The organism is Micromonospora sp. NPDC000663 (genome assembly GCF_042898105.1).
Taxonomy (GTDB): domain Bacteria; phylum Actinomycetota; class Actinomycetes; order Mycobacteriales; family Micromonosporaceae; genus Micromonospora.
This window is the reverse complement of record NZ_JBIAYR010000002.1, coordinates 253,010-279,532: the sequence shown is the minus strand read 5'-3', so window position 1 is coordinate 279,532 and position 26,523 is coordinate 253,010. Positions and strand designations below refer to the sequence as shown.

25 protein-coding genes and 2 riboswitches are annotated in these 26,523 nt (G+C 72.5%); of the genes, 11 read left to right on the top strand and 14 right to left on the bottom strand.

All coding sequences use genetic code 11. The features are described 5' to 3' along the window. Window positions 1–104 precede the first annotated feature (104 nt). Together ACFY1S_RS09945 and ACFY1S_RS09940 are read left to right on the top strand one after the other, a co-directional pair. Complete coding sequence (locus ACFY1S_RS09945) at window positions 105–443, top strand: co-chaperone GroES (RefSeq protein ID WP_354820112.1); 339 nt, start codon at window positions 105–107, stop codon at window positions 441–443. Between the two features lie 81 nt (window positions 444–524). Further along, window positions 525–692: a hypothetical protein gene (locus ACFY1S_RS09940; RefSeq protein ID WP_354820115.1), complete on the top strand. Its 168-nt coding sequence runs from the start codon at window positions 525–527 to the stop codon at window positions 690–692. 12 nt (window positions 693–704) lie between these two features. Here ACFY1S_RS09940 and ACFY1S_RS09935 read toward each other — a convergent pair whose 3' ends face one another. Then, window positions 705–2,192, bottom strand: coding sequence for a PrsW family intramembrane metalloprotease (locus ACFY1S_RS09935; RefSeq protein ID WP_387115034.1), 1,488 nt, complete (start codon window positions 2,190–2,192; stop codon window positions 705–707). A gap of 23 nt (window positions 2,193–2,215) precedes the next feature. Beyond that, a riboswitch (SAM riboswitch) is annotated at window positions 2,216–2,336 on the top strand. A 46-nt stretch (window positions 2,337–2,382) separates the two neighbouring features. Here ACFY1S_RS09935 and ACFY1S_RS09930 point away from each other — a divergent pair. Beyond that, window positions 2,383–3,642 (top strand): aminotransferase class V-fold PLP-dependent enzyme, encoded by a 1,260-nt coding sequence (locus ACFY1S_RS09930; protein ID WP_387115031.1) that lies wholly within the window; start codon window positions 2,383–2,385, stop codon window positions 3,640–3,642. 15 nt (window positions 3,643–3,657) lie between these two features. Here the strand turns inward: ACFY1S_RS09930 and ACFY1S_RS09925 are convergent, their stop codons facing one another. Then, window positions 3,658–4,893: an aromatic acid exporter family protein gene (locus ACFY1S_RS09925; RefSeq protein ID WP_387116002.1), complete on the bottom strand. Its 1,236-nt coding sequence runs from the start codon at window positions 4,891–4,893 to the stop codon at window positions 3,658–3,660. Between the two features lie 106 nt (window positions 4,894–4,999). Between ACFY1S_RS09925 and ACFY1S_RS09920 the strand changes: the two genes are divergently transcribed. After that, a complete protein-coding gene (locus tag ACFY1S_RS09920; RefSeq protein WP_387115028.1) occupies window positions 5,000–5,656 on the top strand; it encodes a metal-dependent phosphohydrolase in 657 nt (218 codons plus the stop codon). Here the strand turns inward: ACFY1S_RS09920 and ACFY1S_RS09915 are convergent. Further along, on the bottom strand, window positions 5,628–5,912 hold the full coding sequence (locus ACFY1S_RS09915; protein ID WP_354820127.1) for a DUF4031 domain-containing protein: 285 nt from the start codon (window positions 5,910–5,912) through the stop codon (window positions 5,628–5,630). The two genes, ACFY1S_RS09920 and ACFY1S_RS09915, sit on opposite strands and share 29 nt — an antisense overlap. A gap of 68 nt (window positions 5,913–5,980) precedes the next feature. On the opposite strand from ACFY1S_RS09915, the gene ACFY1S_RS09910 reads away from it, so the two are divergent. Further along, window positions 5,981–7,381, top strand: a complete 1,401-nt coding sequence (locus ACFY1S_RS09910) for an FAD-binding oxidoreductase (RefSeq protein ID WP_387115025.1) — start codon at window positions 5,981–5,983, stop codon at window positions 7,379–7,381. 12 nt (window positions 7,382–7,393) lie between these two features. Here the strand turns inward: ACFY1S_RS09910 and ACFY1S_RS09905 are convergent, their stop codons facing one another. Together ACFY1S_RS09905 and ACFY1S_RS09900 are read right to left on the bottom strand one after the other, a co-directional pair. Continuing rightward, entirely contained in the window at window positions 7,394–7,930 is a 537-nt protein-coding gene (locus ACFY1S_RS09905; RefSeq protein ID WP_387115022.1) for a hypothetical protein, read from the bottom strand. Window positions 7,931–8,019: 89 nt separating this feature from the next. Beyond that, the gene (locus ACFY1S_RS09900) at window positions 8,020–9,837 is read right to left on the bottom strand and encodes a glycerol-3-phosphate dehydrogenase/oxidase (protein WP_387115998.1); all 1,818 of its coding nucleotides are present in this window, start codon (window positions 9,835–9,837) and stop codon (window positions 8,020–8,022) included. Between the two features lie 80 nt (window positions 9,838–9,917). Here ACFY1S_RS09900 and ACFY1S_RS09895 point away from each other — a divergent pair, with 80 nt between their 5' ends. From ACFY1S_RS09895 to ACFY1S_RS09885, 3 genes are all read left to right on the top strand, one after another. Continuing rightward, window positions 9,918–12,479: a S8 family serine peptidase gene (locus ACFY1S_RS09895; RefSeq protein ID WP_387115018.1), complete on the top strand. Its 2,562-nt coding sequence runs from the start codon at window positions 9,918–9,920 to the stop codon at window positions 12,477–12,479. Window positions 12,480–12,494: 15 nt separating this feature from the next. Beyond that, window positions 12,495–13,430, top strand: a complete 936-nt coding sequence (locus ACFY1S_RS09890) for a GNAT family N-acetyltransferase (protein WP_387115015.1) — start codon at window positions 12,495–12,497, stop codon at window positions 13,428–13,430. A gap of 78 nt (window positions 13,431–13,508) precedes the next feature. Beyond that, window positions 13,509–13,754 carry a hypothetical protein gene (locus tag ACFY1S_RS09885; protein ID WP_387115012.1) on the top strand — a complete coding sequence of 82 codons (246 nt, stop codon included), beginning with the start codon at window positions 13,509–13,511 and terminating at the stop codon, window positions 13,752–13,754. Between the two features lie 58 nt (window positions 13,755–13,812). On the opposite strand, the gene groL is transcribed toward ACFY1S_RS09885, so the two are convergent. The 3 genes from groL to ACFY1S_RS09870 form a co-directional block, all read right to left on the bottom strand. Further along, window positions 13,813–15,435 (bottom strand): chaperonin GroEL, encoded by a 1,623-nt coding sequence (groL, locus tag ACFY1S_RS09880; protein ID WP_387115009.1) that lies wholly within the window; start codon window positions 15,433–15,435, stop codon window positions 13,813–13,815. 270 nt (window positions 15,436–15,705) lie between these two features. Beyond that, entirely contained in the window at window positions 15,706–16,803 is a 1,098-nt protein-coding gene (locus ACFY1S_RS09875; RefSeq protein WP_387115006.1) for a hypothetical protein, read from the bottom strand. A gap of 81 nt (window positions 16,804–16,884) precedes the next feature. Beyond that, the gene (locus tag ACFY1S_RS09870) at window positions 16,885–17,085 is read right to left on the bottom strand and encodes a cold-shock protein (RefSeq protein ID WP_091666677.1); all 201 of its coding nucleotides are present in this window, start codon (window positions 17,083–17,085) and stop codon (window positions 16,885–16,887) included. A 269-nt stretch (window positions 17,086–17,354) separates the two neighbouring features. Here ACFY1S_RS09870 and ACFY1S_RS09865 point away from each other — a divergent pair, with 269 nt between their 5' ends. After that, window positions 17,355–17,885, top strand: a complete 531-nt coding sequence (locus ACFY1S_RS09865; protein ID WP_387115003.1) for a GNAT family N-acetyltransferase — start codon at window positions 17,355–17,357, stop codon at window positions 17,883–17,885. 144 nt (window positions 17,886–18,029) lie between these two features. Here ACFY1S_RS09865 and paaN read toward each other — a convergent pair whose 3' ends face one another. From paaN to ACFY1S_RS09845, 4 genes are all read right to left on the bottom strand, one after another. Next, a complete protein-coding gene (paaN, locus tag ACFY1S_RS09860; RefSeq protein ID WP_387115000.1) occupies window positions 18,030–19,703 on the bottom strand; it encodes a phenylacetic acid degradation protein PaaN in 1,674 nt (557 codons plus the stop codon). A 50-nt stretch (window positions 19,704–19,753) separates the two neighbouring features. Continuing rightward, on the bottom strand, window positions 19,754–20,773 hold the full coding sequence (locus tag ACFY1S_RS09855; protein ID WP_387114997.1) for a GNAT family N-acetyltransferase: 1,020 nt from the start codon (window positions 20,771–20,773) through the stop codon (window positions 19,754–19,756). 252 nt (window positions 20,774–21,025) lie between these two features. After that, entirely contained in the window at window positions 21,026–22,312 is a 1,287-nt protein-coding gene (gene thrC / locus ACFY1S_RS09850; protein WP_387114994.1) for a threonine synthase, read from the bottom strand. A gap of 10 nt (window positions 22,313–22,322) precedes the next feature. Then, window positions 22,323–22,458: riboswitch (SAM riboswitch) on the bottom strand. Window positions 22,459–22,525: 67 nt separating this feature from the next. After that, window positions 22,526–23,494 (bottom strand): DMT family transporter, encoded by a 969-nt coding sequence (locus ACFY1S_RS09845; protein WP_387114991.1) that lies wholly within the window; start codon window positions 23,492–23,494, stop codon window positions 22,526–22,528. A 91-nt stretch (window positions 23,495–23,585) separates the two neighbouring features. On the opposite strand from ACFY1S_RS09845, the gene ACFY1S_RS09840 reads away from it, so the two are divergent. Further along, a complete protein-coding gene (locus ACFY1S_RS09840) occupies window positions 23,586–23,891 on the top strand; it encodes an ArsR/SmtB family transcription factor (RefSeq protein ID WP_387114988.1) in 306 nt (101 codons plus the stop codon). Window positions 23,892–24,010: 119 nt separating this feature from the next. On the opposite strand, the gene ACFY1S_RS09835 is transcribed toward ACFY1S_RS09840, so the two are convergent. Together ACFY1S_RS09835 and ACFY1S_RS09830 are read right to left on the bottom strand one after the other, a co-directional pair. Beyond that, entirely contained in the window at window positions 24,011–24,460 is a 450-nt protein-coding gene (locus ACFY1S_RS09835; protein WP_387114985.1) for a DoxX family protein, read from the bottom strand. Window positions 24,461–24,954: 494 nt separating this feature from the next. Next, complete coding sequence (locus ACFY1S_RS09830; protein WP_387114982.1) at window positions 24,955–25,995, bottom strand: MFS transporter; 1,041 nt, start codon at window positions 25,993–25,995, stop codon at window positions 24,955–24,957. Between the two features lie 94 nt (window positions 25,996–26,089). Here ACFY1S_RS09830 and ACFY1S_RS09825 point away from each other — a divergent pair, with 94 nt between their 5' ends. Next, window positions 26,090–26,473: a MerR family transcriptional regulator gene (locus ACFY1S_RS09825; protein WP_387114979.1), complete on the top strand. Its 384-nt coding sequence runs from the start codon at window positions 26,090–26,092 to the stop codon at window positions 26,471–26,473. Window positions 26,474–26,523 lie beyond the last annotated feature (50 nt).

Here is a 26,523-nt window from a genome sequence, read left to right as displayed (position 1 = left end):
CGTCCGTTCCCGACACCGTAGGGCAGTTCCGCCACACATTGCCCCCCGGCCTCCCGACGTAACCGCCGGAGGCCGGCCGTCGCCGACACGGTAGCGTCTGCGTCGTGACCGCCGACCAGGATCTCGACGCCGGCCTGCCGATCCGCCTCCTGCACGACCGTGTGCTGGTACGGATGGAGGGCGGCGAGGGCGAGCGCCGCTCCACCGCGGGAATCGTCATCCCGGCGACCGCCGCCGTGGGCAAACGGCTCGCGTGGGCCACCGCCGTCGGGGTGGGGCCGAACGTCCGCGCCATCGTCTCCGGCGACCGGGTGCTCTTCGACCCGGACGACCGCTCCGAGGTCGAGTTGCACGGCCGTGGCTACGTGCTGCTGCGCGAGAGGGACGTGCACGCCGTGGCCGCCGAGCGGATCGAGAACGACTCGACAGGCCTGTACCTCTGACGCTCCTCCTCCCCGCCGCGCACCGTTTGCCGCGCGGCACGACGGGAAGCCATCCGGCGACCGTGGCCCTGGGGAGGGACGATGCCGGTATTCGTGAAGAAGCTGCTGACCTGGGGCGGCGTCGCGTTCCTGATCTACTTCATGGCGTTCCGGCCGGACGGGGCCGCGCAGATGTTCAAGGCGATCGGCGCCGCGCTTGTCGCGATGGCCCAGGGCCTCGGTGACTTCCTCACCACCCTGATGACCTGACCCCCCGCTGTCTCAGTGCTGGCCGGGCGTCCACGGCGCGGCCTGCCGCATGCCGGGCCAGCCGGGAGGCGCGTACCCGACCGGGGGCGTGGGCTGCGCGGGAGCGAGCACCACAGGGATCGGCACCACAGGCTCGTCCGGCGCGTCCACCGGGCGCTGCGTGCCGTCCGGAAAACGCAGGTGGTAGCGGCTGCCGTCCCAGACCCCCACCGGAGCCTGCGGGTCCCGACCCACGAAGAACGACCGGTACGCCCCGATCGCCTCCAGCAACTCCCGCTCCTCCCGGGCCGACCGTTCCTGGTCGGCGGGCTTGCGGTCCAGGCCACGCAGTGTCCCGTCGCGCAGCAGCGCCAGCCGGGTCGCCGCGAACTGGTACCCACGCATCGCCCGCAGTCCGGCGTCCCCGCCGACCCGACGGGCCCAACTGCGGGCCGCGTGCCGACGCCCGAGACTGCTCAGCGCGGCCACCTCGGGCGGGGTCAGCCAGCCGGCGCGTACGTAGTCCGGCAGCGTCCGCTCGGTGAGCCGCCCCTCCCAGGCGCGCAGCCACACCGCCAGCCCCACCATGCCGAAGAAGACAGGCACCATGAGGCCCAGGAAGCCGTACAGCATGATGATCGCCTCGCCGGTGGCCTGCGTGAGCGTGGGCAGCAGGTTCCAGGTGCCGTGCAGCATCATCGCCAGCAGCAGACCGGCGACCGGCGCCAGCACGCGGACCCGCCGGTCCGCCGTCCGGGCCGCGACACCCAGCCCCACACCGGTCATCGAGGTGAAAAGCGGGTGGGCGAACCCGAACAGCAGGATCCGCACGATGAAGATGGCGATCACCTGCTGGGTGCCGGTCGCCGGACCGTAGCGGTCGGCGCCTGCCGCGTAGCCGTACCCGCCCAGGTAGAGGATGTTCTCCACCATGGCGAAGCCGACCGCGGAGAGCCCGCAGTAGACCAGCCCGTCGGTGATCCCGGACCACTCCCGGCGGCGGAACACCAGCAGCAGGATCGGGCCGAGCGCCTTGGTCAGCTCCTCGATGAACGGTGCCACGAGCACTCCGGTGAGCGCGGCCGGCAGGCCCCAGTCGGCGAAGCGGCCGGCGGCGAACTCGTTCACGGTGAGCGAGGCGGCCGTGGAGACGAACGCACCCCAGGCGAAACAGAAGATCAGGTACTTGAGGGGTTCCGGCTCGTACCGGTCCAGCCAGAGGAAGCAGGCGACCAGCACCGGCACCGGCAGGATGGCGGCCACCACCCCGACCAGCAGGGCCCGCGCGCCGAGTGACTGGCCGAGCGTGAAGACCATGAACACCGCGCACGCGGCGATCAACAGCACCACCCCGGCCAGCACCAGGAACCGCCGCCAGCCGAGCCGGCGCAGTGGCATCCGGGGCGCCTCGCCAGCGGGCTGAGCGGCGGGCACGGGCGGCGTCGACGGCAGGGGTGAACCGGGCGGGGTGTCGGCCATGCGGTCAGCGTAGCCATCCGCCGCCGGCTGGTCCGGTCGCATCGGCAGCCGCTATGCTGCGGGCAGGTCACGAGCGCCAGCGTCAAGCCCCGGCTTGCTGGCCGGCAACCCTCGTCGAGTTCGCGGTGGGGTGCCCCGGGTGATGACCGGGCCCAGCCCGATCGGTGTGCTGGGCAAGCGCGGACCCCGTCCCGATGCCGCACCCGGGGTCCCTGACCCCGGAGGTTCCGGCGTGTCCGTCACTCTCGTACCCTCGCTGCCCGCCCTGCCCACGGCGGCGTCCGCGCCGCTCGACGTGCTCGGCGTACCCGGCGAGATCAACCTGGACTACGCGGCAAGCGCGCCGTGCGCGCGGGTCGCGGCCGACGCGGTCACCGAGCTACTGCCCTGGTACGCGAGTGTGCACCGGGGCGCGGGAGCGCTGTCGCGGCGCTGCACGCTGGCCTACGAGCAGGCTCGGCAGACGGTCGGCGACTTCTTCGGAGCCCGCGCCGACGACCACGTGATCTTCACCAGGAACACCACGGACGCGCTCAACCTGCTGGGCCGGGCGTTGCCCGCCGGCACCACTGTCGTCACGTTCGCCGGCGAGCACCACGCGAACCTGCTGCCCTGGCCGCGCGGCTCGGTACGACTGCCGGTGCCCAGCGACCCCGCCGGGGCGGTACGCGCCCTCGCCGCCGCCCTGGCCGAGCTGCGCCGGGACAGCAGTCCGGCGCTGCCGGTGCTGGTCTCGGTCACCGGGGCCAGCAACGTGACTGGGGAACGGTGGCCGGTCGCGGAGCTGGCCCGGGTCGCCCACCGGCACGGGGCCCGGATCGCACTCGACGCCGCGCAGCTCGCCCCGCACGAGCCGGTCGACATGCTCGCGCTCGACGTGGACTACCTGGCCGTGTCGGGTCACAAGCTGTACGCCCCGTTCGGCTCGGGTGTGCTGATCGGCCGGGCCGACTGGCTGGACGCCGCCCCGCCGTACCTGGCCGGTGGGGGCGCCACCAGCCGGGTCGGCCCGGCCACCCACGACGTGACCTGGACGACCGGCCCGGCGCGGCACGAGGGTGGCACCCCGAACCTGCTCGGTGCGGTGGCGCTGGCCGCGGTGTGTACGGCGCTCGCCGGGGCGGACCGGTCCGCGCTGGCGGCCCGTGAGCAGGCGCTGCTGGCTCGGCTGCGCACCGGGGTCGCCGCCCTGCCGCACGTGGTGGAGCTGCGCACCTTCGGCCCGGACGCTCCCCGGGTCGGGATCGTCTCGTTCGTGGTCGCCGGGTGGGACTCCGCCGAGGTGGCGGCCCGGTTGGCCGCCCAGCACCGGATCGGCGTACGCGACGGGTTGTTCTGTGCCCACCCGCTGGCCCGGCGGCTGCTCGCCGAGGCGGCCGGGCGCAGCGGTCGACGGGACCTGCCGGCCACCGCGCTGCGCGCCAGCATCGGCCTGGGCAGCACCGTCGACCAGGTGGACCGGCTCCTCGCGGCGCTCGCCGAGCTGGGGTGAGGTGCGCGGCCCCGCTCAGCCGACGGGCGGGGCGGTAGGCGGTTTCGGTGCGCCGCCCGGCTCGGCCGGTTCACCGATGGGCCGTTCCTGCTCGCCGAAGGCGCTTCGGATCCACCGGTTCGCCTCCTCCTGCTCGATTCCGGAGGCCACCAGCAGGTCACTGGCCGTGGTGCGGATCTGGGCGATGACCACGCTGCCGGAGAAACCGACCCCCGCGCCGTACGCCCGGCCGGCCTCGCTCACGGCGCGCAGGGACCGCTCCCGGGCCTTCTCCGGCGTCTCGCCCGCGGCGAACTCGCGCTTGAGCAGCCGCACCGACTCGGCGAGGTGACCGATCCCGTCCGCCATCGGGTCGGGTATCGGCTCGTCGTCCTCGATCAGGGTGACCGATCTGCGGATCAGCGTGCCGCTGTTGCGCATCGCCCGGTCGATGGGGTCGGCCGCCTCCGCGTAGTGGGTCAGCTCGTCGCGGCGGTGCCAGCGGGCCGGTGACAGCGTGGCGGTCTCCTTCGCCCCCTCGATGGCCTCGGCCAGGGTGGCCAGTTCCTCCTTGTTGTCGCGCAGCCGGTCCAGTGCCCGCTGGACGGCTGCCCGGTCCCGGTTGCGCAGCCCGTCCGCCGTGGCGTCGAGCTGGACGGCGAGCAGGTCCAGCGCCGGCCGGGCAGCCCGGTTGATCACCCGTAGCGGGTTCAGCGGCAGCAGCACCGCCGTCACCAGCAAGGCGATCCCACCGCCGAGGAGCGCGTCGACGAAGCGGGGGATCTCCAGGTTCTGGGTCGACGGGCTCAGCGTCACGATAAGCACCGCCGTGGCGGCCGCCTGGATGACGATGGCGACGCTCGCCCCGGCGAAGATCGTGAACAGGATCGCCACGGTGACCACCAGGCCGAGCTGCCACGCGCCGGTGCCGAGGAAGTAGATCAGCAGGTCACCGACGAACACCCCGACGCCCACCCCGACGATCAGCTCCACGGTGCGGCGGAACCGCTGGCCGACCGACGCGGCGAGGGTGCCGACCGCCGAGATCGGCGCGAAGACCGGCTGCGGGTTGCCGAGCAGCCGGTGCGAGACGAAGTACGCAAGGCCGGCCGCGAGACCGGCCTGCACGGCCAGTCCACCTGCCATCCGCACCCGGTGCAGGCGGTCGTGCAGGGTGGCCCGGCTGCGGTGGCGCAGCTCCTCGGTGGCCTCGGCGATCCGGGCGCCGTCGATGTCCACCAGCCCATCGCGCAGCGCGGTACGCCGCACCATCGGTGGTCGCTTGTCCCGGGCCACGGCCATGGGCGCGACTACCCGTGGCGGGCCCGCTGAATCCTCAGGTCCCGCGCGTCGCGGGCGGATGCGACAGAATCGGGCGGTGGCTGATCTGCTGGACCGGTGGCGGGTGGCGGCCCAGGGTGCCGGAGCGCGGCCCGGGCCGGCGGTGACGCGGGCCGGGGAGCACCTGCTCGACCGCTGGCGGGAGCCGCAGCGGCACTACCACACGCTCACCCACCTGGCCGCCGTCCTGGACGTGGTGGACCGGCACGCCGACCTGGCCGGCCGGGTCGACCTGGTGCGGCTCGCCGCCTGGTACCACGACGCGGTCTACGACCCCCGGGCCTCCGGCGACGCCAACGAACGGGACAGCGCCGCGCTGGCCACAAGCGTGCTCACCGGGCTCGGGGTGCCCGCGTCCGCCGTGGCCGAGGTACACCGCCTGGTGCTGCTCACCGCCGGGCACGCGGTGACACCGCAGGACCGCGACGGCGCGCTGCTCTGCGACGCGGACCTCGCCGTGCTGGCCACACCGCCTGAGGCGTACGACAGCTACGCGGCGACCATCCGGCGGGAGTACGCGCACGTACCGGAGCCGGCCTTCCGGGCCGGACGGGCGGCGGTGCTTACCGGTCTGCTGGAACTGCCCGCGCTGTTCCGGCTGCCGCCGCTGGCCGCCCACTGGGAGCGCCCGGCCCGGGACAACCTGCGCCGCGAGCTGGCCGCGCTCACCGACCCACCGGTGCGGGCCGGCTGACCAGGTGCTTCGGGCGGCGCAGACCGGCGTCGCGGAGCAACCGGACCAGCTCCCGGCTCGGCACCACCCGGGCACCGAGCCACACCGCCGCCGCGAACCGGTCGGCGGGAATGTCGTAGTGGTCCCTGTCGAAGCCGCGCCGGGGCGCGCCCAACGCCTCGGCGAAGGCGTGCAGCTCGGCGTACGAGACGTCGCTGATCAGGTGTGACCAGAGCCGACCGCGCCACGGCCAGGCAGGCCGGTCCAGGTAGAGCATGGCATCCACGCTATCCCGCGCAGTGGATCATGTTGATGATCGGCGGCCGGGGACCTAGCCTCGGCTGCATGGCCCCCACCGGACTCCTCGACGACCTGCGCGCCGCGCTCGGCGAGAACGCCGTCCTCACCGACCCGGACCTGCTGCTGATGCACAAGCGGGACGAGGCGGACCTCTGCGCCGCCGGCACCCCGCTGGTGGTGACCCGCCCCCGCACCACCGAGCAGGTGGTCGCGGTCGTCCGGGCGGCGGCTCGACACGGCGTACCGGTGGTGCCGCAGGGCGCGCGGACCGGCCTCGCCGGCGCGGCGAACGCGGTGGACGGCGCGGTGGTCCTCAGCACCGTCGCGATGGACGAGATCCGCGAGATCGACCCGGTGAGCCGGATCGCCGTGGTCCAGCCCGGGGTGGTCAACGCGACCCTGGCGGGGGCGGTGGCCAAGCAGGGGCTGTGGTATCCGCCGGACCCCGGCTCGTGGGAGTCGTCCACGATCGGCGGCAACGTGTCCACGAACGCCGGCGGCATGTGCTGCGTCAAGTACGGCGTGACCACCGAGTACGTGCTCGGCCTGGAGGTCGTGCTCGCCTCCGGTGAGGTGCTGCGCACCGGCCGGCGTACCGCCAAGGGCGTGGCCGGCTACGACCTGACCCGGCTCTTCGTCGGCTCGGAGGGCACCCTCGGGGTGATCACCGAGGTGACAGTGGCGCTGCGGCCCGCCCCGGCCGAGTCGCTGACCATGGTGGCGGTCTTCCCGTCCACGGCCGCCGCCGGCACGGCGGTGGCCGAGATCGCCGCCCGGGGGCTGACGCCCAGCCTGCTGGAACTGCTGGACCAGACCCACCTGCGGGCGATCGAGGCGTACCAGCCGATGGGGTTGCGGACGGACGCGCAGGCCCTGCTGCTGGCCGCCGCGGACACCGGCACCCGGGCGGCGGACGACCTGGCCGGCCTGGCCGAGGTGTGCGAGGCGGCCGGCGCCGACGAGGTGTACGCGGCCACCGACGCGGTGGAGGCGGCGGCGTTGTTGCAGGCCCGCAGGCTGGCGCACCCGGCGATGGAGAAGTTCGCCGCCGACGCCTACCCCGGGGGCAACGGCGGCCTGGTGATCGACGACGTGGCGGTGCCTCGTGGTTCGCTCGCCGCCCTGCTCGACGGGGTGTCCCGGATCGCTGCTGAGTGCGAGGTGCCGATCGGCGTGGTGGGGCATGCCGGGGACGGCAACATGCACCCGAACATCGTGGTGGACCGGGCCGACCCGGCGAGCGTGGAGCGGGGTCGGCGGGCGTTCGACGAGATCATGCGGCTCGGCCTGGACCTGGGCGGCACCTGCACCGGCGAGCACGGGGTGGGGCTGCTCAAGCGGGACTGGCTGGCCCGGGAGATCGGGCCGGTGGGCGTCCGGGTGCACCAGGCGATCAAGTCGGCGCTCGACCCGACCGGCATGCTCAACCCCGGCAAGGTGCTCTGACGCCGGCGCGGCTCAGCCGATGACCTCGGCCGGGGTCGCCTGGGTGAGCAGCAGCAGGATCTCTCCGGCGACGACAGGTCGTTCCTCGCCCGGGCAGTCCTGTGAGGTGATCAGCCCTGCCGACGTGAGCAGGCTGGAGGTCAGCGCGTCGATGCAGGTCGCCCGGTACCGCCGCACCTGGTCGGTCTCCTCGGCCAGCTTCGGGTCGGCGAGCAGCACCTGGAGCCGTTCGGTCTGCTCGGGCGCGAGCGTGCCACGGGAGTTGACCCCGTCGCCCGCGCAGTCCAGGCACTGCCACGCGCCGTTGCGCTCGACGCTCAGGGTGCGCAGCGGGCCGTCGGTGCCGAGCCGCTGGAGCAGGCTGACCTGCCCTGCCGCGACGGTGGTGGGGATCTCGGGCAGCGGTCCGCCGGCCGCAGAACCCACCGGGGGCGCCGCCTGCGGTGTCGCGCCGGCGTCCCGTTCGAACAGCGAGCAGCCGGTCAGGGCCATGGCGAGAGCCGCAGCGAGGAGGGGCCCGAGCAGACGGGGGCGCGCGCGGTACAGCACGCGCGGAAACCTACCCCACCGTAGGTAGCGTGCGAAACCACCATCCGGGCCGCTATCGATGGTTACCCTTCGGTAACGTCACTATTCGGTCATCGCGCCGATGAAGGCAGGGACGCCTGATCGTCGTCGCCGCCACGGTCGGCCGCGTAACCCCTGACATCCGGGGCACCGAGACGGGCCGCGTCCGCCGTCGCGTCGTCAGGCATCAACTGGGACTGCCGCTCGGCCTCCACCCGGGCACGGTAGTGCTCCACCTCGCGGACCCGGGTGCCCGCGTCCCAGCCGAGCACCGCACCCATCAGCTCGGCGGCGTGCTCCGCCGACTCCAGGCCCCGGTGGGAGGTCTCGAAGGAGATCCGGGTACGCCTGGTCAGCACGTCCTCCAGATGCAACGCGCCCTCGGCCCGCGCCGCGTACGCGACCTCCGCCGCCAGGTACTCAGGCGCACCGGCCAGCGGGGAGGCGAGCAGCGGATCCGCGTCGATCAGCGCCAGCAGGTCCAGCGTCAGGGTGCCGTACCGCTCCAGCAGGTGCTCCACCACACCCACCGGCACGCCGTGCCGACGGGCCAGATCGGCGCGGTCCCGCCACATGGCCGGGTACCCGTCGGCGCCCAGCAACGGCAGGTCGGCGGTACGCGACGGCCGGACGCCCCCCAGCCGGCGGGCGGCCCGGTCGACCACGTCCGAGGCCATCACCCGGTACGTCGTGTACTTGCCGCCGGCGACCAGCAGCAACCCGAGCATCGGCTCGAAGACGGCGTGCTCGCGCGACAGCTTCGAGGTGGAGTCCGCCTCGCCGGCCAGCAGCGGCCGCAGCCCGGCGTATACACCCTCGATGTCGGCGGTGGTCAACGGCCGCTCCAGCACCGTGTTGACCTGCTGCAACAGGTAGTCGATGTCGCGGGCCGAGGCGGACGGGTGGGACCTGTCCAGCCGCCAGTCGGTGTCCGTCGTACCGATGATCCAGTGCCCGCCCCAGGGAATGACGAAGAGCACCGAACTGGCCGTACGCAGGATCAGCCCGGTCTCGCCGGTGATCGCCGAGCGGGGCACCACCAGGTGCACGCCCTTGGACGCGCGTACCCGGATGCCGGGCCGCAGGCCCACGTCGTTGAGCATCCGCGACATGTCGTCGCTCCACACACCCGTGGCGGCGATGACGGTACGGGCCTGCACCTCGAACTCGGCGTCCGGCGAGCCGGCCGGCGCCTCCAGGTCGCGGACCCGGACGCCCGTCACCTCCCGCGCCTGCCGGATCAAACCGACGGCCCGGGCACTGCTCACCACAGTGGCGCCGAGGCTGGCCGCCGTACGGGCCAGGGTGACCACCAGCCGGGCGTCGTCGACCTGACCGTCGTAGTAGCGGATCGCGCCGGCAAGCGCGTCGGCCCGCAGGCTCGGGAAGATCCGCCGGGCACCCTCGCGGGTCAGGTGCCGGTGCAGTGGCATTCCCCGGCCCCCGCCGAGGACCCCGGCGAAGGCGTCGTAGGCGGCCACACCGGCGCCGTAGTAGGAGCGGCGCAAGAGCCGGGCGGGCAGATCCCGCACGCCCCGACCGGCGGGCAGCGGCACCAGGAACGGCACCGGGCGGACCAGGTGCGGTGCGAGCCGGGTGGCCAGCAGGCCGCGTTCGGTGAGCGCCTCGTGGACCAGGTGGAACTCCAACTGCTCCAGGTAACGCAGACCGCCGTGGATGAGCTTGCTGGAACGGCTCGACGTGCCGGCCGCCAGGTCACGCGCCTCCACCAGGGCCACCTTCAGCCCCCGGGACGCCGCGTCCACTGCGGCGCCGGCACCTGTCACCCCGCCCCCGATGACCAGCACGTCGAAGCGCTCGGCCCGCAGTCGACGCAGGTCGGCGGCACGACGCACCGGCGAGAGCTGCCCGGCGACGGATCGGGAGATGTTGGGATCTCGCACCCGTCCACCGTATCCGCCGTGGGCAGCGTGCCGACATGCGCCGTCCGCCCCGTACTGTGCGAGTCATGCAGGCCGGCTCTCCGTCACCCGCTGGTCAACCGCTGCCGTACCGGCCGCCTCCGCGCCCGGCCAGCCCGTGGCCGGTGGTCGCGGCCGCGCTGGTGGGCGGCTGGACCGTCGCGGTCACCGTTGGCACCCAGACCGGTGGCTGGGTCACCGACCAGGTGCTGCTGGGCTTCGGACGGGACCGGGCTGGCTGGCTCTGGCCGGTGCTGGGCCTCGCCACAGTCATTCTGGTGGGCACACCCGCACTGCTGCTGGCCGTGCTGCCCCGGTCGGCCCCGGTACGGGCCACCGGACGGGTGTGGCTGGCCGCCGTTCTGGCGCTCGGGGTGTTCACCCTGCTGCGGATCGTGCCGCTTGTGCACCACGAGGCGTACCTCGCCGCGCTGGCCGCCATGGCGGCGCTCGGCGCGCTCGCCGCGACCCGGTGGGCCCGCCGCCCGGCCGTCATCGGCGACGCCGCCGCGCCCGACAGCCCCGCGCCGGACGGCCCCGCACCCGACGGCCCCGCGCCGGACGGCCTCGCACAGCACGCCGGCGCGGCGGACGCCGACGGCGGACCCGCGCCGGCCGGAGGACGATTCCGCCGGCCCGGTGCGGTGCCGCTGCTCGCCGTCGCCGCCGGTCTGGCGCTGCTGCTGCCCTGGGCCTGGCTGGGCGCGCTCGGCGGCCTGCTGGAGACCGTGCTGGCGCTGCTGGCCGCCGCCGCGATCGGCAGACTCGCCGCGACGCTGCTCGACGCGACCTTCTGGTCCCGCTTCGCGGTCGGCAGGCCACCCCGGCCGGCCCGCCTGGTGCTTGTCGGCGGCCTGGTCGCCGGGGTGGCGCTGCTGCTGCTCGCGGCCGGTACCGGCCAGTCCGGCGCCCAGCTACCCGCGCTGCTGACCCTGCCACCCGCGGGTTTCACGCTGGCCGCACTCTGGGCCGCTACCTGGCGATCCACCGCCTACCCGGCGGGCGCGGCGCGGGCCGGGCGGACGGCGACCGGCTGGCTGGTAGGGCTCGGCGTACTCGGACCGCTGGCGTTCACCGACCCGGAGGAGATCAGCCTGCTGCTGGTGGGCACCCGCGACGTGCCTTTCTGGGTGGCGGCCGCCGCCGGGGCCGGGCTCGCCGTCGCGGCAGTCTTCGCCATCGGGTACGCGGTGTGGCTGGCACGGCGGTCGGCCCGTACCCCGAGCCGGCGGGTGGCCGCGATCACCGCGCTGGTGCTGCTCGTGACGTTCGCCCTGGTGGACGTCGGGCCGGGGCAGCCCGGCCTGCACGGCGAGCGGCTGCTGGTGGTGCTGCGCGAACAGGCCGACCTGACCGGTCTGCCGGCCGGCGTACCGGGCCGGGCGGGCCGGGACGCCAGGGCCACCGAGGTCTACCGGCGGCTTGTGGACACGGCCGCACGCAGCCAGAGCGACCTGCGCCGCGACCTGCGCCGGCTGGGGCTCGATCCGGTGTCGTACTACCTGGTCAACGCGGTGGAGGTGGACGGCGGTCCATTGGCGCGGGCGTGGCTCACGCGCCGGCCGGAAGTGGACCGGGTGCTGGTCAGCCAGCGTCTGCGGCCCCTACCCGCGCCGGCCGGGCAGACCCGGGGCACCGCACCCGCGCCCACCGGTCCGGAATGGAACATCCGCCAGCTCGGCGCCGACCGGGTGTGGTCGCAGCTCGGGGTGACCGGCAGGGGCGTCGTCGTGGGCAGCTCGGACTCCGGCGTGGACGGCGCCCACCCGGCGCTACGGGCCGGGTTCCGCGGCGGCGACGACTCCTGGTACGACCCCTGGAACGGCACCCGGTCCCCGACCGACAAGGGTGGGCACGGCACCCACACGGTGGGCAGCGCGGTCGGGCGGGACGGCATCGGTGTGGCGCCGGACGCGCAGTGGGTGGGCTGCGTCAACCTGGACCGCAACCTGGGCAGCCCCGGGCACTACCTGGACTGTCTCCAGTTCATGCTGGCGCCCTTCCCGGCCGGCGGTGACCCCTTCACCGACGGGCGACCGGACCGCGCCCCGCAGGTGCTGACGAACTCGTGGGGCTGCCCGCCGATCGAGGGCTGTGACCAGAGGGTCCTGCGACCGGCCACCGCCGCACTGGACGCCGCAGGGATCTTCGTGGTCGCCGCCGCCGGCAACACCGGTCCGTGGTGCGGGTCGATCGAGGACCCGCCGGCGCAGTACCCGGACGTGCTGACCGTCGGCGCTGTGGACCCGCAACGGCGGGTGGCGGAGTTCTCCTCGCGTGGGCCGGTGGCCGGTGGTGTGGTCAAGCCGGACGTGCTGGCGCCGGGCGTGGAGGTGGTGTCGGCGATGCCGGGCGGCGGGTACGGCGTCCTGGACGGAACGTCGATGGCGTCTCCCCAGGTGGCCGGCGTGGTGGCGCTGATGTGGTCGGCGAATCCGGCGCTCGTCGGCGACCTGGCGCGTACGCGGCAGATCCTGCGGGACACCGCGACGCCGGCCGTGCCGACGTACCGCTCGCGTAACCAGGCGGACGCCTGCGGCGGCCCGGCGAACGTCACGGGCGCCGGGGAGGTCGACGCTCTCGCCGCCGTCCGCGCCGCCCAGGGGTGATCTAGGGTCGCGACCATGGACGCCGAGATCACCATCAGCGAGCTGACCCCCGACCTGACCCCCGCCGTGGTGCGGCTCTGCGAGCTGGCGCTCGACCTGCCCGAGGACGCCACCGAGGCGGCCTCCATCGTCGACGTGCTCTGGCCCCGCGCCGGCGCCGACCGGCCGGTGGTCGCACTTGGCGCCCACCGGGGGACTCATCTGGTCGGGGTGCTGCTCTGCTCGGTGTCGCCGACCGATCCGGGAGTCGGGCACGTGGACCTGGTCGCGGTGCTGCCGGACCAGCGGCGCCGGGGAGTCGGGCGGGCGCTGCTGGCGCGGGCCGAAGCGGTGCTCGCCGAGCGCGGGGTGACCGAGGTGCTGCTCGCCGGGAACCCGCCCTACTACGCGTGGCCGGGTATCGACGTGCGGTACACGCCTGCCGTCTGCGCCGCCCTGGCGTTGGGCTACCGGCAGGACCGGACGGCCTGGAACATGACCGCCGACCTGTCGTACGACGAGTCGCCGGCACTGCGGCCCACGGAGGCAGCGGAGCGGCGGCTGGCCGAGCGGGGCATCACGGTACGGCGGGCGGAGCCGGCGGACCTGCCGGCGTTGACCGCGTTCGCCCGGGCCACCTTCGGTGGGGCGTGGGACGGCGAGGTGGCCGGTTCGGTGGGCCGTGCGGGAGCCGGGTGTCACCTGGCGGAGAAGGACGGCGAGCTGCTGGGTTTCGCCGCGTACGGGTCGTCGCGGCCGAGCTGGTTCGGGCCGATGGGCACCGCTCCGGCCGCCGAGGGTTCCGGGATCGGCGGGGTGCTGCTGCGTCGCTGCCTGCGCGACCAGCGGGCGCAGGGGCTGGACCGTGCGCAGATCGGCTGGGTGGGGCCGGTGCCGTTCTACTCGGGCAGCGCGGGCGCGCGGATCGAGCGGGTCTTCTTTCTGTACCGGCGGACCCTAGCAGTGGCATAACTGGGCAAATGGGATATAGATTCATTCGCCCGCATCGCCCATCGACCGCCCCCTACCGTTTCGGTGAAGGAGGCAGCCATGACCACGGATGACGACCAGACCGAGGACGGCCCGCCGATCACCTGGAAACCGGTAGGCGAACTGCCAGGCCAACTGCCGTTCGACAGGCTCGACTACGGCGACGCCGAACAACTGGCCGAGATGACCACCGACGCCGAGCCGGCGATCGAGGAGCCGCAGGAGATGGTGGACGCCCCGATCCAACTGCTTCCGCCGTACGACAGGGCACAGAAGAGGCGTAACCAGCGCCCGCTGCCCACCTGACGACGAACGGGGCGGACCGCGTCAGCGGCCCGCCCCGTTCGGTGTGTCGGAACTGGACTCAGAAGTCCATGTCCCCGCCACCCGGGCCAGCCGGGGCAGCCGGGGTCTTCTCCGGCTTGTCCGCGACGACGGCCTCGGTGGTGAGGAACAGCGCGGCGATCGACGACGCGTTCTGCAGCGCCGAACGCGTCACCTTGGCCGGGTCGATGATGCCCGCGGCCAGCAGGTCGACGTACTCGCCGTTGGCGGCGTTGAGGCCGTGACCCGCTTCGAGGTTACGGACCTTCTCCACCACGACGCCGCCCTCGAGGCCGGCGTTGACGGCGATCTGCCGCAGCGGGGCGTCCAGCGCGACCTTGACGATGTTGGCACCGGTGGCCTCGTCGCCGACCAGGTCCAGCTTGTCGAAGGCGGTCTTGCCGGCCTGCACCAGCGCGACGCCACCACCCGGGACGATGCCCTCCTCGACGGCGGCCTTCGCGTTGCGAACGGCGTCCTCGATGCGGTGCTTGCGCTCCTTGAGCTCGACCTCGGTGGCCGCGCCGACCTTGATGACCGCAACGCCGCCGGCCAGCTTGGCCAGCCGCTCCTGCAGCTTCTCGCGGTCGTAGTCGGAGTCGCTCTTGTCGATCTCGGCCCGGATCTGGTTGACCCGACCCTGGATCTGCTCGGCGTCGCCGGCACCGTCGACGATCGTGGTCTCGTCCTTGGTCACCACGACCTTGCGGGCGCGGCCCAGCATGTCGACGCCGACGGCGTCCAGCTTGAGGCCGACCTCCTCGCTGATGACCTGGCCACCGGTGAGGATGGCGATGTCGGCGAGCATGGCCTTGCGGCGGTCACCGAAGCCCGGCGCCTTGACGGCGACGGACTTGAAGGTGCCCCGGACCTTGTTGACGACCAGGGTGGCCAGGGCCTCGCCCTCGATGTCCTCGGCGATGATCAGCAGCGGCTTGCCCGACTGCATGACCTTCTCCAGGATCGGGAGCAGGTCCTTGACCGACGAGATCTTGCTGTTGACGATCAGGAGGTAGGGGTCGTCGAAGACGGCCTCCATGCGCTCCGGGTCGGTCATGAAGTAGGCCGAGATGTAGCCCTTGTCGAAGCGCATACCCTCGGTGAGCTCCAGCTCCAGCCCGAAGGTGTTGCTCTCCTCGACGGTGATGACGCCTTCCTTGCCGACCTTGTCCATCGCCTCGGCGATGATCTCGCCGACGCTGGTGTCACCAGCGGAGATGGAGGCGGTGGAGGCGATCTGCTCCTTGGTCTCGACGTCCTTGGCGAGCTTGGACAGCTCCTCCGAGACGCTCGCGACCGCGGCCTCGATGCCCCGCTTCAGGGCCATCGGGTTGGCGCCGGCAGCCACGTTGCGCAGGCCCTCGCGAACCAGGGCCTGGGCCAGGACGGTCGCCGTCGTCGTGCCGTCACCGGCAACGTCGTCGGTCTTCTTCGCGACCTCCTTGACCAGCTCGGCGCCGATCTTCTCGTACGGGTCCTCGAGCTCGATCTCCTTGGCGATGCTCACACCATCGTTGGTGATGGTGGGGGCACCCCACTTCTTCTCGAGCACGACGTTGCGGCCCTTGGGGCCGAGGGTCACCTTTACGGCGTCAGCGAGCTGGTTCATGCCCCGCTCGAGGCCGCGGCGCGCCTCTTCGTCGAACGCGATCATCTTGGCCATACGGCGTTGTCCTCCTGGACACTCACGGGCCACCCGAGATGTGTGCCCCGGATGGGCCGCCTGGTGTACGCACCTTGGGACGTCGCCACCTGGCGACGACGACGTCCTTCGGCCGGGCCGGATAGCCCGCGACGACCGGCCATGCCGCCCCGGCGTCTCCACGCCTGTGCAACCTGGCCCCACCGTCCCGACCATTGGCACTCACGGTATGCGAGTGCCAATGACTTGTTTAGCACTCTCCCCTGCCGAGTGCAAGCACGATGGTGCGGCTCAGCCGAGTTCCGCGGCCAGCCCGGCGCTGTTCACCGGCGCCTCATGCGCCCGCTGCTCGGCGTACGTGACCAGCAGACCGATCAACTGGGCGAGGTGCGCCGGCAGGGCCAGCACGGCCGAGACGGCGAGAACCACGACGATGCCGACAGCGGTGCCGGGCGACGAGAGCGGGTCCGTACCCAGCGGGACGGACAGGATCGACTCCAGCACCGACGGGACCACCGTGGCCACGATCACCACCGCGACGACGAGCGCCACCCGGCCGAGCAGCAGACCGAGCCGGTCGTGGAACATCCGGAACGACCTGCCGATCGGGTTCTGCCGCTCGAACAGGTAGACCGGGCCGGCCATGCTCAACGCGAACGCCAGGTAGATGCCCGGCAGCACGCAGAAGCAGAACCCCACCCCGACCAGCAGACTGATCAACAGCGTCCAGCCCCAGAGCCCGAGCGCCCGCCGTACGCCGTACCGCAGCGCCGGCCCCAGCTCGGCGGACTCCCCCGCCGCCTGGCGGGTGATCACCCAGGTCCCGGCGGCCCACCCGATGGCCTGCACCAGCCCGATCAGCAGGCTGCCGCCGATCAGCACGGCCAGGAGGGTCACCAGGTCCGTGACGAACGTCTCCGGCAGGCTGGACGGCGACTCAGCCTGCGCCTCCCAGCGCGCCGACGGGTCCACGCCGAGGGAGAGCACCGAGAGTACGGCGGCAGGCGCCACCTGGGTGAGCAGCATGATGGGCACCAGCAGCCGCCAGCCCCGACGCAGCGCCGCCCCACACCTGGCGGACCAGCCGCCGAGACCGGCGCCGGACGGGGTGACCAGGGCGTCGTTCGGGTCGAACCCGTGACCCGGCGGGTACCACCCGACGGGCGGCCCCGGATACCAGGACTGCCCCGGGTAGGGGCCGGCGCCCGGCGGGAAGCCGCCGGTGGGCGGGAACACCCACTGGGCGGGCGCTGCGGGCGTACCCCAGCCGCCCTGCGCGGGGTCCCAGCCCGGCGGCGGGCCGGCCTGGCCGCCGGTTGCGCCCGGGTCGGACGGGCCCGGCTCCCCCGGCCCGGGAGGCGGGGTGGTCGGGGGCGGCTGGTCGGTCATGAACCCTCCTCAGCATCGGCTGGAACGGTTCACGATCTTCCCGGGTACGTGCCCGCACCGCAGCCCGCGACGCGCGGGAAATCAGACGACGCGTACGTGCTCGGCCTGTGGGCCCTTCTGACCCTGGGCGATCTCGAACTCCACCCGCTGACCGTCGTCCAACGCCTTGTAGCCGTCCATCTCGATCGCGGAGAAGTGGACGAACACGTCCTGACCGCCGTCGACGGCGATGAAGCCGTAGCCCTTCTCGGCGTTGAACCATTTCACGGTGCCCTGTGCCACGGTGCACTTCCTCACTCTGCGCGGCGTTACCTGCCCCGGCGCGCGGCGTGACCGGGCGCCTGTGGACCACCGCTCGGCGATCGATGACGGCCGCTGAAACGGTGACCGAAATCGCACGCTACACGAGGAGTGACGGCCGCGCACGACCACAAATCGGGCATGGTTCAGGGCGCCCCGGCGGCGTCGACGAGCCCTGGTTTTCCGGGCAGAGCATCGATGTCCGTGGTTGTCGCCGAAAACCGCTTCCGGCCCTGTGATAGGCATGCGGCATGACCACCGACACGGGCTCGCCCGCCCTGCGGCAGGCGCAGGTCCGCCGGGTCCGGCCGCAGGACGCCGCCCGGATGCGGGCGCTGCGCCTGGAGATGCTCGCCGACGCGCCGCTGGCCTTCCTGGAGACGATCGCCGACGCGGCCGCCCGCTCGCACGCCGAGTACGCGGCGCGGGTCGCGTACACCTCGCGGGGCGCGGAGACCGCACAGTTCGTGGCGGATCCGGGTGGCCGGTTCGTCGGGCACGCCGGAGGAACGGCGGCGCCCCGCGAGGCCGGGCTGACAGTCATCTACGCGGTCTACGTCACGCCGGCGTGGCGCGGCAGCGGCCTGCTCGGTGAGCTGATCGACGAGGTGGCCGCCTGGTCGAGGGCGTGCGGTCGACCGGAGCTGCTGCTGGAGGTGGTGGTCGGCAACGACCGCGCCTACCGCGCCTACCAGCGGCTGGGCTTCGAGGACACCGGCGTACGGGTCCCCCACCCCACGATCCCCGCCCTGACCGAGCTCCAGATGCGCCGCCCCGCCTGACCCTCCCACGGCATAACCCCGGTGATGCCCCAAAAGCCTGCGCCACCGTGCGCACGAAGGGTTTCCGGGGCAGCCCGACCCGCGCAGGGATCAAGCCTGACCGCCCGGAGCGGGTCGGGCTGCCCCGGAAACCCCGAACCGCACCTACACGTGCCGCCGAGACTGCACGATCCGGAAGCGGTTGGCCACGTAGGCGCCGTCGGTCAGCGCCGAGTTGGCCGCCGCGTTGGCACCGCTGCCGTGGAAGTCGGAGAACGCCGCCGACTGGTTCACGAACACCCCGCCGGTCAGGTTGCAGGACAGGTGCACCCCGACCTCGACGGCGATCGCCTCGGTCGCGTCCAGCACCGACTCGTCGGTGGAGTAGACCCCAGCGGTGAGCGCCCCCTTCTCGCCGACGGTCCGGCGCAGCAGCTCCAGGCTGTGGACGGTGGAGTCGGTGGCGATGGCGAAGGAGATCGGCCCGAACCACTCCCGGCCGTACGTCTCCGCGTCGTCGGCGGTCAACTTCACGATCGTCGGGGTACGCACCACCGCGTCGGCGTACGACGGGTGGGCCACGGCGCGGGACTCCAGCACCGGCTCGCCCACCTTTGTCACGTCGGCCAGCCGCTCCAGCACCCCGTCGTTGACGATGGCGCCGGTCAGCTCGACACCCCGGGCGGGGTCGGCGGTCAGCTTGCCTACCGCGGCGGCGATCCCACCGGCCACCTCGTCGAAGCTCTTGTGCCCCTGGTCGGTCTCGATGCCGCCGGCCGGGATGAGGATGTTCTGCGAGGTGGTGCACATCTGACCGCTGTAGAGGGTCAGGGTGAAGCCGAGGTTGCGGCACATGCCGGCGAAGTCGTCGGTGGAGTCGATGACGACGGTGTTCAGGCCGGCCTTCTCGGTGTAGACCGACGCCTGCCGGGCGTGCGTCTCCAGCCAGTCGCCGTACTCGGTGGAACCCGTGAAGTCGACGATCTTGACGGAGCGGTGCAGGGCGAGGTCGCTGGCGAGCTTCTCACCTGGCGCCTCGGCCGCCAGCAGGATCAGGTTCGGGTCGAACCCGGCTTCGGCGAGCACCTCCCGGGCGTACTTCACCGTGATGGCAAGCGGCAGCACCGCGCGCGGGTGCGGCTTGACGATCACCGGGTTGCCGGTGACCAGCGAAGCGAACAGCCCGGGGTACGAGTTCCAGGTCGGGAAGGTGTTGCAGCCGATCACCAGCGCCACCCCGCGCGGCACCACGTGGAACGTCTTGGTCATCCGCAGCGGGTCACCCTTGCCTGCGGCCTTCTCCCAGCCGGCCGTGCCCGGGTGCCTGGTCATCTCGGCGTACGCGTACGCCAGCGACTCCAACGCCCGGTCCAGGGCGTGCGCGCCGCCGGCCTGGAAGGCCATCACGAACGCCTGCCCGCTGGTGAACTGCACCGCGTTGGCCAGCTCGAAGATGTGCTTGTGCAGCCGGTCGAGGATCTCCAGGCAGACACCCACCCGGGCCTGCGGGCCGGCGTCGCGCCACGCGGGCAGCGCCGCGGAGGCGGCGCGGGTCAGCTCGTCGACGCCGGCGTGCGGGTAGCGCACCGCCAGCTCCACCCCGAACGGGCTGGCCTCGGTGGCGACCCGCGCGCCGGTGCCCGGCTGGTCGAGGGGGAAGTCACCACCGAGGTACGCCTCGAAGGCGGCCCTGCCGTCGGCGGCGGCGTTCTCGCCGTACACCCGGGGGCTTGGGGATTCGGGATAGGCGGACCAGTAGCCCCGCTCCGTGATCGCGGTCAGCGCACGGTTGAGGGTGTCGGCGTGCCTGTCGTACAGGGGATGCGGGGTCTCCGTCATGCCCGCCATCATGCCTGAGGACCCGCCGCGAGCAGTAGCACCGATCTCCGTCAGAGGGTCAGCTGCCAGTCGGTCCAGGCGTCCACCGGGCGGAAGCCGAGCTGTTCGTTGATCGCCACCATGTAACTGTTGCTCGCGGCGTTGAAGGTGTCGATGACGCGTACCGCCGGCTCGTGGGTGAGCAGGTGGTGCAGGTTCTCCGCCTTGGCGATGAGGCCGAGCCGATGCCCGCGGTGGGCGGGGTCGACGATGGTGATCTGCTGGTAGGCGTGCCAGTCGGCGTTGGCACCGACGTCGAGCAGGGTCCACGCGACAAGCCGCCCGGACTCCTCGTGCCGCATCCCGAGGTGGTAGCGCCGCCGGCCACGGGCGTCAAGCGACAGTTCGTTTCCCCTGATGCGTTCGGCGTCCACCTGCTCCGGCTCCCACTGCACGTCGCCCATTGGCGCGTCCGTCAGCAACCGGCCGTCGAGGTAGGCGATGTCCGCGACGTACTCCTGCGGGGTGGAGCCCTGCCAGCAGACCGACCGGTAGCCCTCGGCCCGCGGGGTGGCCTCGGCGAGCGCCGTCCGCAACGCGATCCGGTCGATGTCGGCGACCGCGAGACGCCGACGCACCTCGGCAAGTGCGGGCCGGGCACCCGTGGTGGCGGCGAACGCGTCGCCCGCGACGCTTCGGGCCGGCCCGTCGGGCAGCGCGGAGACGGCCATCGCGACGACCCGCTTACGTCCGCGCTCGCGCAGCAGGCGTACCCCGTACTCGTGCAGGGCCCGGCCGACGCCCCGGCGCCGCAGCTCCGGATGCACCGTCAGATCGGCGGTGGCGTTCTCGGTGTTGTCGAGGTAGGGCAGGTCCAGCTGGAGGTAGCCGGCCGGTACGCCGTCCAGGCGGGCCAGCGCCCAGAGCGACTCGGTGCCGGGCATCGGGGTGTGGAACAGCGCGTCGAAGCGACGCCGGCAGAACGGCGGGAGGTCCGGCACGTCGACGTCGCCCGCCGCCGCGCCGATCCGGTACGCCTCGTCGACCGCGGCCCGGTCGGTGCCGTCGAAGGACGCGATCGTGATGCTCATGCGGGCGAGACTGGCACCGGAAAAGCGATCGGGCCAGCGATTTACTCGCTGGCCCGATCGGACGTGGTCGGGAGGGACACTCGCACAACGCCTCCGGCGTTGGGTCGCAAGAACTTCAAAAGTCTCCGGCGAAATGCCCTCCCGCACGGAGCATCTTGCGCCGTCCGGTTCCTGCCGTCAAGTCCAGAGCGGCGGGTTTTCCACACTCACAGCGAAAACCCAGTTACCCGGCGGATCGCCCAGGCGGGGCGGTCAGCCGAGGAGGCCGGCGTCCCGGGCGGCGCGCAGGGAGGGCTTGATGTGGTGGGTCGGCCCGACCTGCCCGGCCACCGCGTCGATGGTCTTGAGGCCCTCGCCCGTGTTGAAGACGACGGTCTCCGCCGCCGGGTCGAGCCGGCCGGACTCGACGAGCTTGCGCAGCACCGCCACGGTGACCCCACCGGCGGTCTCGGCGAAGACACCAGTGGTGCGGGCCAGGTCACGGATGCCGGCACGGATCTCGTCGTCGTCCACGTACTCCATCCATCCGCCGGTGCGGCGGACCGCCTCCAGGGCGTAGAGGCCGGCGGCCGGGTCGCCGATGTTCAGCGACTTGGCGATGCCTGTGGGCTTGACCGGGGTGATCGTGTCGGTGCCGGCGTGCAGGGCGGTGGCGATGGGGTTGCAGCCGGCCGACTGGGCGCCGAAGACCTTCCAGCCGCCGGTCGGCGCCTCGACCAGGCCGATCTCGACAAGCTCGGAGAACGCCTTGTCAATCTTGGTGAGCAGTTCGCCGCTGGCCATCGGGATGACCACCTGCGCCGGGATCCGCCAGCCGAGCTGCTCGGCCACCTCGTAACCGAGGGTCTTGGAGCCCTCCGCGTAGTACGGGCGGACGTTGACGTTGACGAACGCCGTGTCCTCGAATTCGTCGGTCTCCACCAGCTCACCGCAGAGCCTGTTGACGTCGTCGTACGAGCCGTCGATGGCGACCAGCTCGCCGCCGTAGACGGCGGTGGTGATGACCTTGCCCTGCTCCAGGTCACTGGGGATGAAGACCACCGACGGCACCCCGGCGCGGGCGCCGTGCGCGGCCACCGAGTTGGCCAGGTTGCCCGTCGACGCGCAGGCGAACCGGGTGAAGCCGAGCGCCTTCGCGGCGGTGAGCGCCACCGAGACGACCCGGTCCTTGAACGAGTGGGTCGGGTTGGCGCTGTCGTCCTTGACCCAGAGCGGCGCGGTGATGCCCAGCTCGGCGGCGAGGTTCGGGGCCGCCACCAGCGGGGTCAGGCCCGGGTTGAGGGTGACCCGGGTGGCCGGGTCCTGGCCGGCGGGCAGCAGCGCGGCGTACCGCCAGATGTTGTCCGCGCCGGCTTCGATCTGCTCGCGGGTGACAGTGGCCAGGGCGGCGGTGTCGTAGTCGACCTCCAGCGGGCCGAAACACTCGTAGCAGGCGTGCTGGGCGGCGAGCGGGTAGCGGGCCGAACAGGCGCGGCAGACCAGGGCGCGGGCGGGGCTGGCGGAGGTGTCGATACCGGGGGCGACGATCGTCGACGTCATGTCGAGAGTCCTCTCATCTTTCCCCGCATCGCACGGTGCGGCGGGGACGGAATTGGCACCTGCCCCGCCTGTCGCTCAGCGGTGAGCGCGCGGGGTGGTTGCCGGGGCGTCGTCGGGCCGTATCCCTCAGCCCCTCTGGATGAGGTATGCAGTTGTGCGGTCGAGTCTAGGCAACGTTGCCCGTGGCCTCCACCGGGCATCCCAGGGAGTGGGTCAGCGGGCGGCCACCGCGACGGGGTCGACCACAGCTGTCGGGTCCGTGACGGCGGTCGGCTGCGGCAGTGACGACGTCCGGGTCCGTGCCCTGTTGGCCAGGTTCGCGGCGACCAGGGCGAAGATGGTGATCGCGGCTCCGACCAGCTCCACCGGGTCGGGCCGGTAGCCACGGGCGATCTGCACCGCGAACGTGGTGACCGGGACCAGATTCATGAACAGCGCGGCGTTCGCGGCACCGAGCCGCTGCACACCTGTGTTCCAGGCCAGGACGGCGATCACGGCGCCCACTACCACCGCGTACGCCAACTGCGGGGCGACCGCCACGAGGTCGGCGGCGGCCGGCGCGTGCTGCCAGCCGACGGCGTCGGCGCCGATGCTCGCGACGAGCATGGCGGCGGTGCCGGAGAGTGCGGTAAGCGTCGTGAAGCGCAGCGGCGACCAGTCACCGAACCGGCTGGCGCCGTGGGTGTAGACGCCCCAGCCGAGCACCGCGCCGATCATCATCAGGCCGCCGAGGCCGAACTGGCCGAGACCGGCCAGGCTGCCGCGGGTGATCACCAGGCCGACGCCGAGAAGCGCCACCAGGGAGAGGGCCAGCAGGAGGGGCTTGGGGCGTACGCCGTCGCGGACCCACCGGACGAGCTGGGTGATCACCGGGGTGGTGGCCACGAAGAGGGAGATCTGCTGCGGGGCGGCGTGCTCGAGGGCCTGGTTGGTGAGCAGGTTGAACCCGGCGAACCCGACGACGCCGAGCACCACCACCTCGACCGCCCGGCCGCCGTGGCGCAGCGCGCCGGCACCCTCGCGAAGCAGCAGGAGGCCGACCAGGACTGCGGCGGCCAGCAGGTATCGGGCGGTGGTGAGGTTGAGCGGGTCGACCCGGGTCAGCGCGCTGGCCAGGACGGGGAACATCACTCCCCAGCCGACCACGGCGAGCAGCGGGTAGGCGGCGGCGCGGGATCGCATCGTCAGCTCCAATGTTCGAGAATCGTCGAACCAACGGAACTGACAGTAGGAGCTTGTTCGACAATTGTCGAACAACGGTTACACTGGTCACATGGAGCCGCACGAACCCGACCTGACCGACGTACCTGTCACCGCCGTCCTTGCCGCACTCGCGGACGACGTGCGGTTGCAAATGGTGCGGGCACTCGCCGAGGACGGCGAGGCAGCCTGCGGCACCCTCGACTTCGGCGTCTCCAAGGCGACCCGCAGCCACCACCTGAAGGTGCTGCGCGAGGCGGGCCTGACCCGCACGCGCGCTGCCGGCACCAGCCGCTACGTGCGGCTGCGCCGCGACGAGCTGGACCAGCTCTACCCAGGCCTGCTGGACGCTGTCCTCACCCCACGCCCGCCGGCCTGACGTCGCATCCTCGGCTCCGGGCTGGATCGTCGACGGCCGCACGTCGACGGTGCCCCCGCCCGGGCGCGGCGCCGGAGCCGCCTCGTCGAGGCTCCGACGCCGCGCGGACACGGGTGCGGTCAGACGGACACGGGGCTGGGTTCGGCCACCGACGGCGACGGTGCTTCGCCGCGACGACGGAAGAGCAGCGCGTCGAGCGCCCACGGGCCCGAGCCGAGTGCGGCGACCAGCAGGAACGACCAGCAGAAGAGCGCTGCCTGCTCACCGCCGTTGCGCAGCGGCAACAGGCCGTCGGGCTGGTGCACGACGAAGTAGGCGTACGCCATCGAGCCGGAGGCGAGAAGCGCGGCGGGTCGGGTGAAGAGCCCGACCAGCACCAGCGCGCCGCAGACGAGTTGGATGAGGGCGGCCCACCAGCCCGGCCAGGTGCCGAGCGGTATCGCCTTGCCGGTCATCGGGTTGCCGCCGAACAACCCGAAGACCGAGGACAGGCCGTGCAACGTGAACAGCAGTCCGATCACGATGCGGAACAGGGACAGGGTCGGCCCGCCGAGCCGAGAGACGTTCATTGAGACCTCCATCGAAGGGGACAGATCTCTTCAATGGTGGGCCAAGAATGTATCGAAGTTAATAAATTCCTTGCTGGTGGGATAATCCCAGGCTGAAACATATCGCTCTGTGGGAGCGCTCCCGCACCGAACGTACCGCGAGTCGAGACGGCCGTACACCCTGTCAAGTTGCGCCCAGCGCAGGTCGGGGTATCAGGACGCCTGTCGAGCTGCCCCACCTGTGGGGCGTAGGACCCCGGCGGAACGGGAACGGCTCGACCCCTTTCGCCGGCGGTACGCCTCATGACCCTGCCGGCTCCGGCACCGTGAACGACACGATCGCGGCCCTCGGAACGGTCGAGGACTCCTTCAGGTCGTCGCGGCGGACGGCTGCGGTTGCGCGGACTCAGGCCGGCGGGAGCCGCGCGGCAGGATCAGGTAGGTCAGGGCGAGACCGGTCAGGCTCAGGGCTGCTCCGACGAGGCCGGACCAGCGCACGGCGCCGGCGGCCAGGATCAGGCCTCCGCCGGCGGACCGGCGGCGGCGCCGAGGTTGATCGCGCCCACGTTGACGGCGACGGCGAAGGTCGGCGCATTACCGGCGTGATGCAGGATCATCGCCTGCAGCGGGGCGATGATGGCGGTGCCGAGCAGGCCGAGGAGCAGTACGGCGAGCACGGCGGACGGCTGCCAGACGACCGCGAACGGGATCATGAGAAGCACACCTGTGAGGCAACCGAGCACACCGCGTACCGTCGCGCCCACCGACCGGTCGGTCAGTCGTCCGGCGGCGACATTGCCGATCAGGCTGCCTGCGCCGTAGGCCAGCAGTAGCCCGGAGACGGTCGCCGCGGAGAAATGGGCGATCCTGGTCAGCAGCGGTGCGATGTAGGTGAAGACGACAGTCACGCCGGCGAAGGCGACCGCTGCGGTGGCGACCGACAGCAGCACCGGCCTGCGGGTCACGACGTACAACTCGTCGCGGAGTTCGGTGGTGGGCGCGTCGAGTCGCGGCAGGACGGCCGCCAGCAGGACGTTGGCGAGCAGCGCGAGCACGGTCAACGCGAGGAACGGCGCGCGCCAGCCGGCCGCCTGGCCGAGGATCGCGCCGAGCGGGACGCCGAGCAGGGTGGCCACCGTGAAGCCGGACGCGACGGCAGCGATCGCCGTACCGACCTTCCCGGCCGGCACGAGGGTCGTCGCCACCACGACCGCGACCGCGAGGAAGGCGGCGTGGCTGAGCGAGGAGACCACCCGACCGACCAGCAGCATCTCGTACGATCCGGCGAACGCGCACAGTGCGCTGCCCACGGCGAACAGCAGTACCAGCACCATCGCCAGGCCCTTGCGCGGAACGCGGGACGTGATCATCGCGACGAGCGGGCCACCGATCACCACGCCGAGGGCGTACGCGGTCACCGCCTGTCCGGCGGTGGCCTCGGACACCCGCAGATCCCCCGCGACCTGCGGCAGCATGCCGGCGATCAGATACTCCGCGGTTCCGATGATGAAGACGCTGACACAGAGCGCGGCCAGCGACAGCAGGTTCTTCCTCATGGCCGCGATGCTAAAGTCTCACATCGATGTGAAGGTCCACCGTTTGACGGAGTGAGCCAGCACACATCAATCGACACGCGGACGGGGGAACGCGATGCGGATCGGCGAGTTGTCCCGACGGACCGGCGTCAGCGAGCGGCTGCTGCGCTACTACGAGGAGCAGCACCTGCTCCAGCCCGAGCGGAGACCCAGCGGCTACCGGGAGTACAGCGAAGCCGACATCGGCGTGGTGCGGCGCATCCGCAGTCTGCTCGCCGCCGGCCTGAGCACCACGACCATCGCCGCCGTTCTGCCGTGTGTCCGGGAGGAGGGCGAACGGCTCGTGCCGACCTGCTCGGTCATGCTGGCCGACCTGACCCAGGAGCGGCGGCGGATCATCCAGGCCATCAACGATCTGCAGGCGTCGCGGGAGGCGCTGGACACCGTCATCGCCGCCGCACCTCCCGAGTTCCGGCGCGCCGTCGAAGGCATCGGTTAGTCGAGCACGGCACGAGCACGCCGACGCGGACGGGCTGCGGGGCCGGCCGG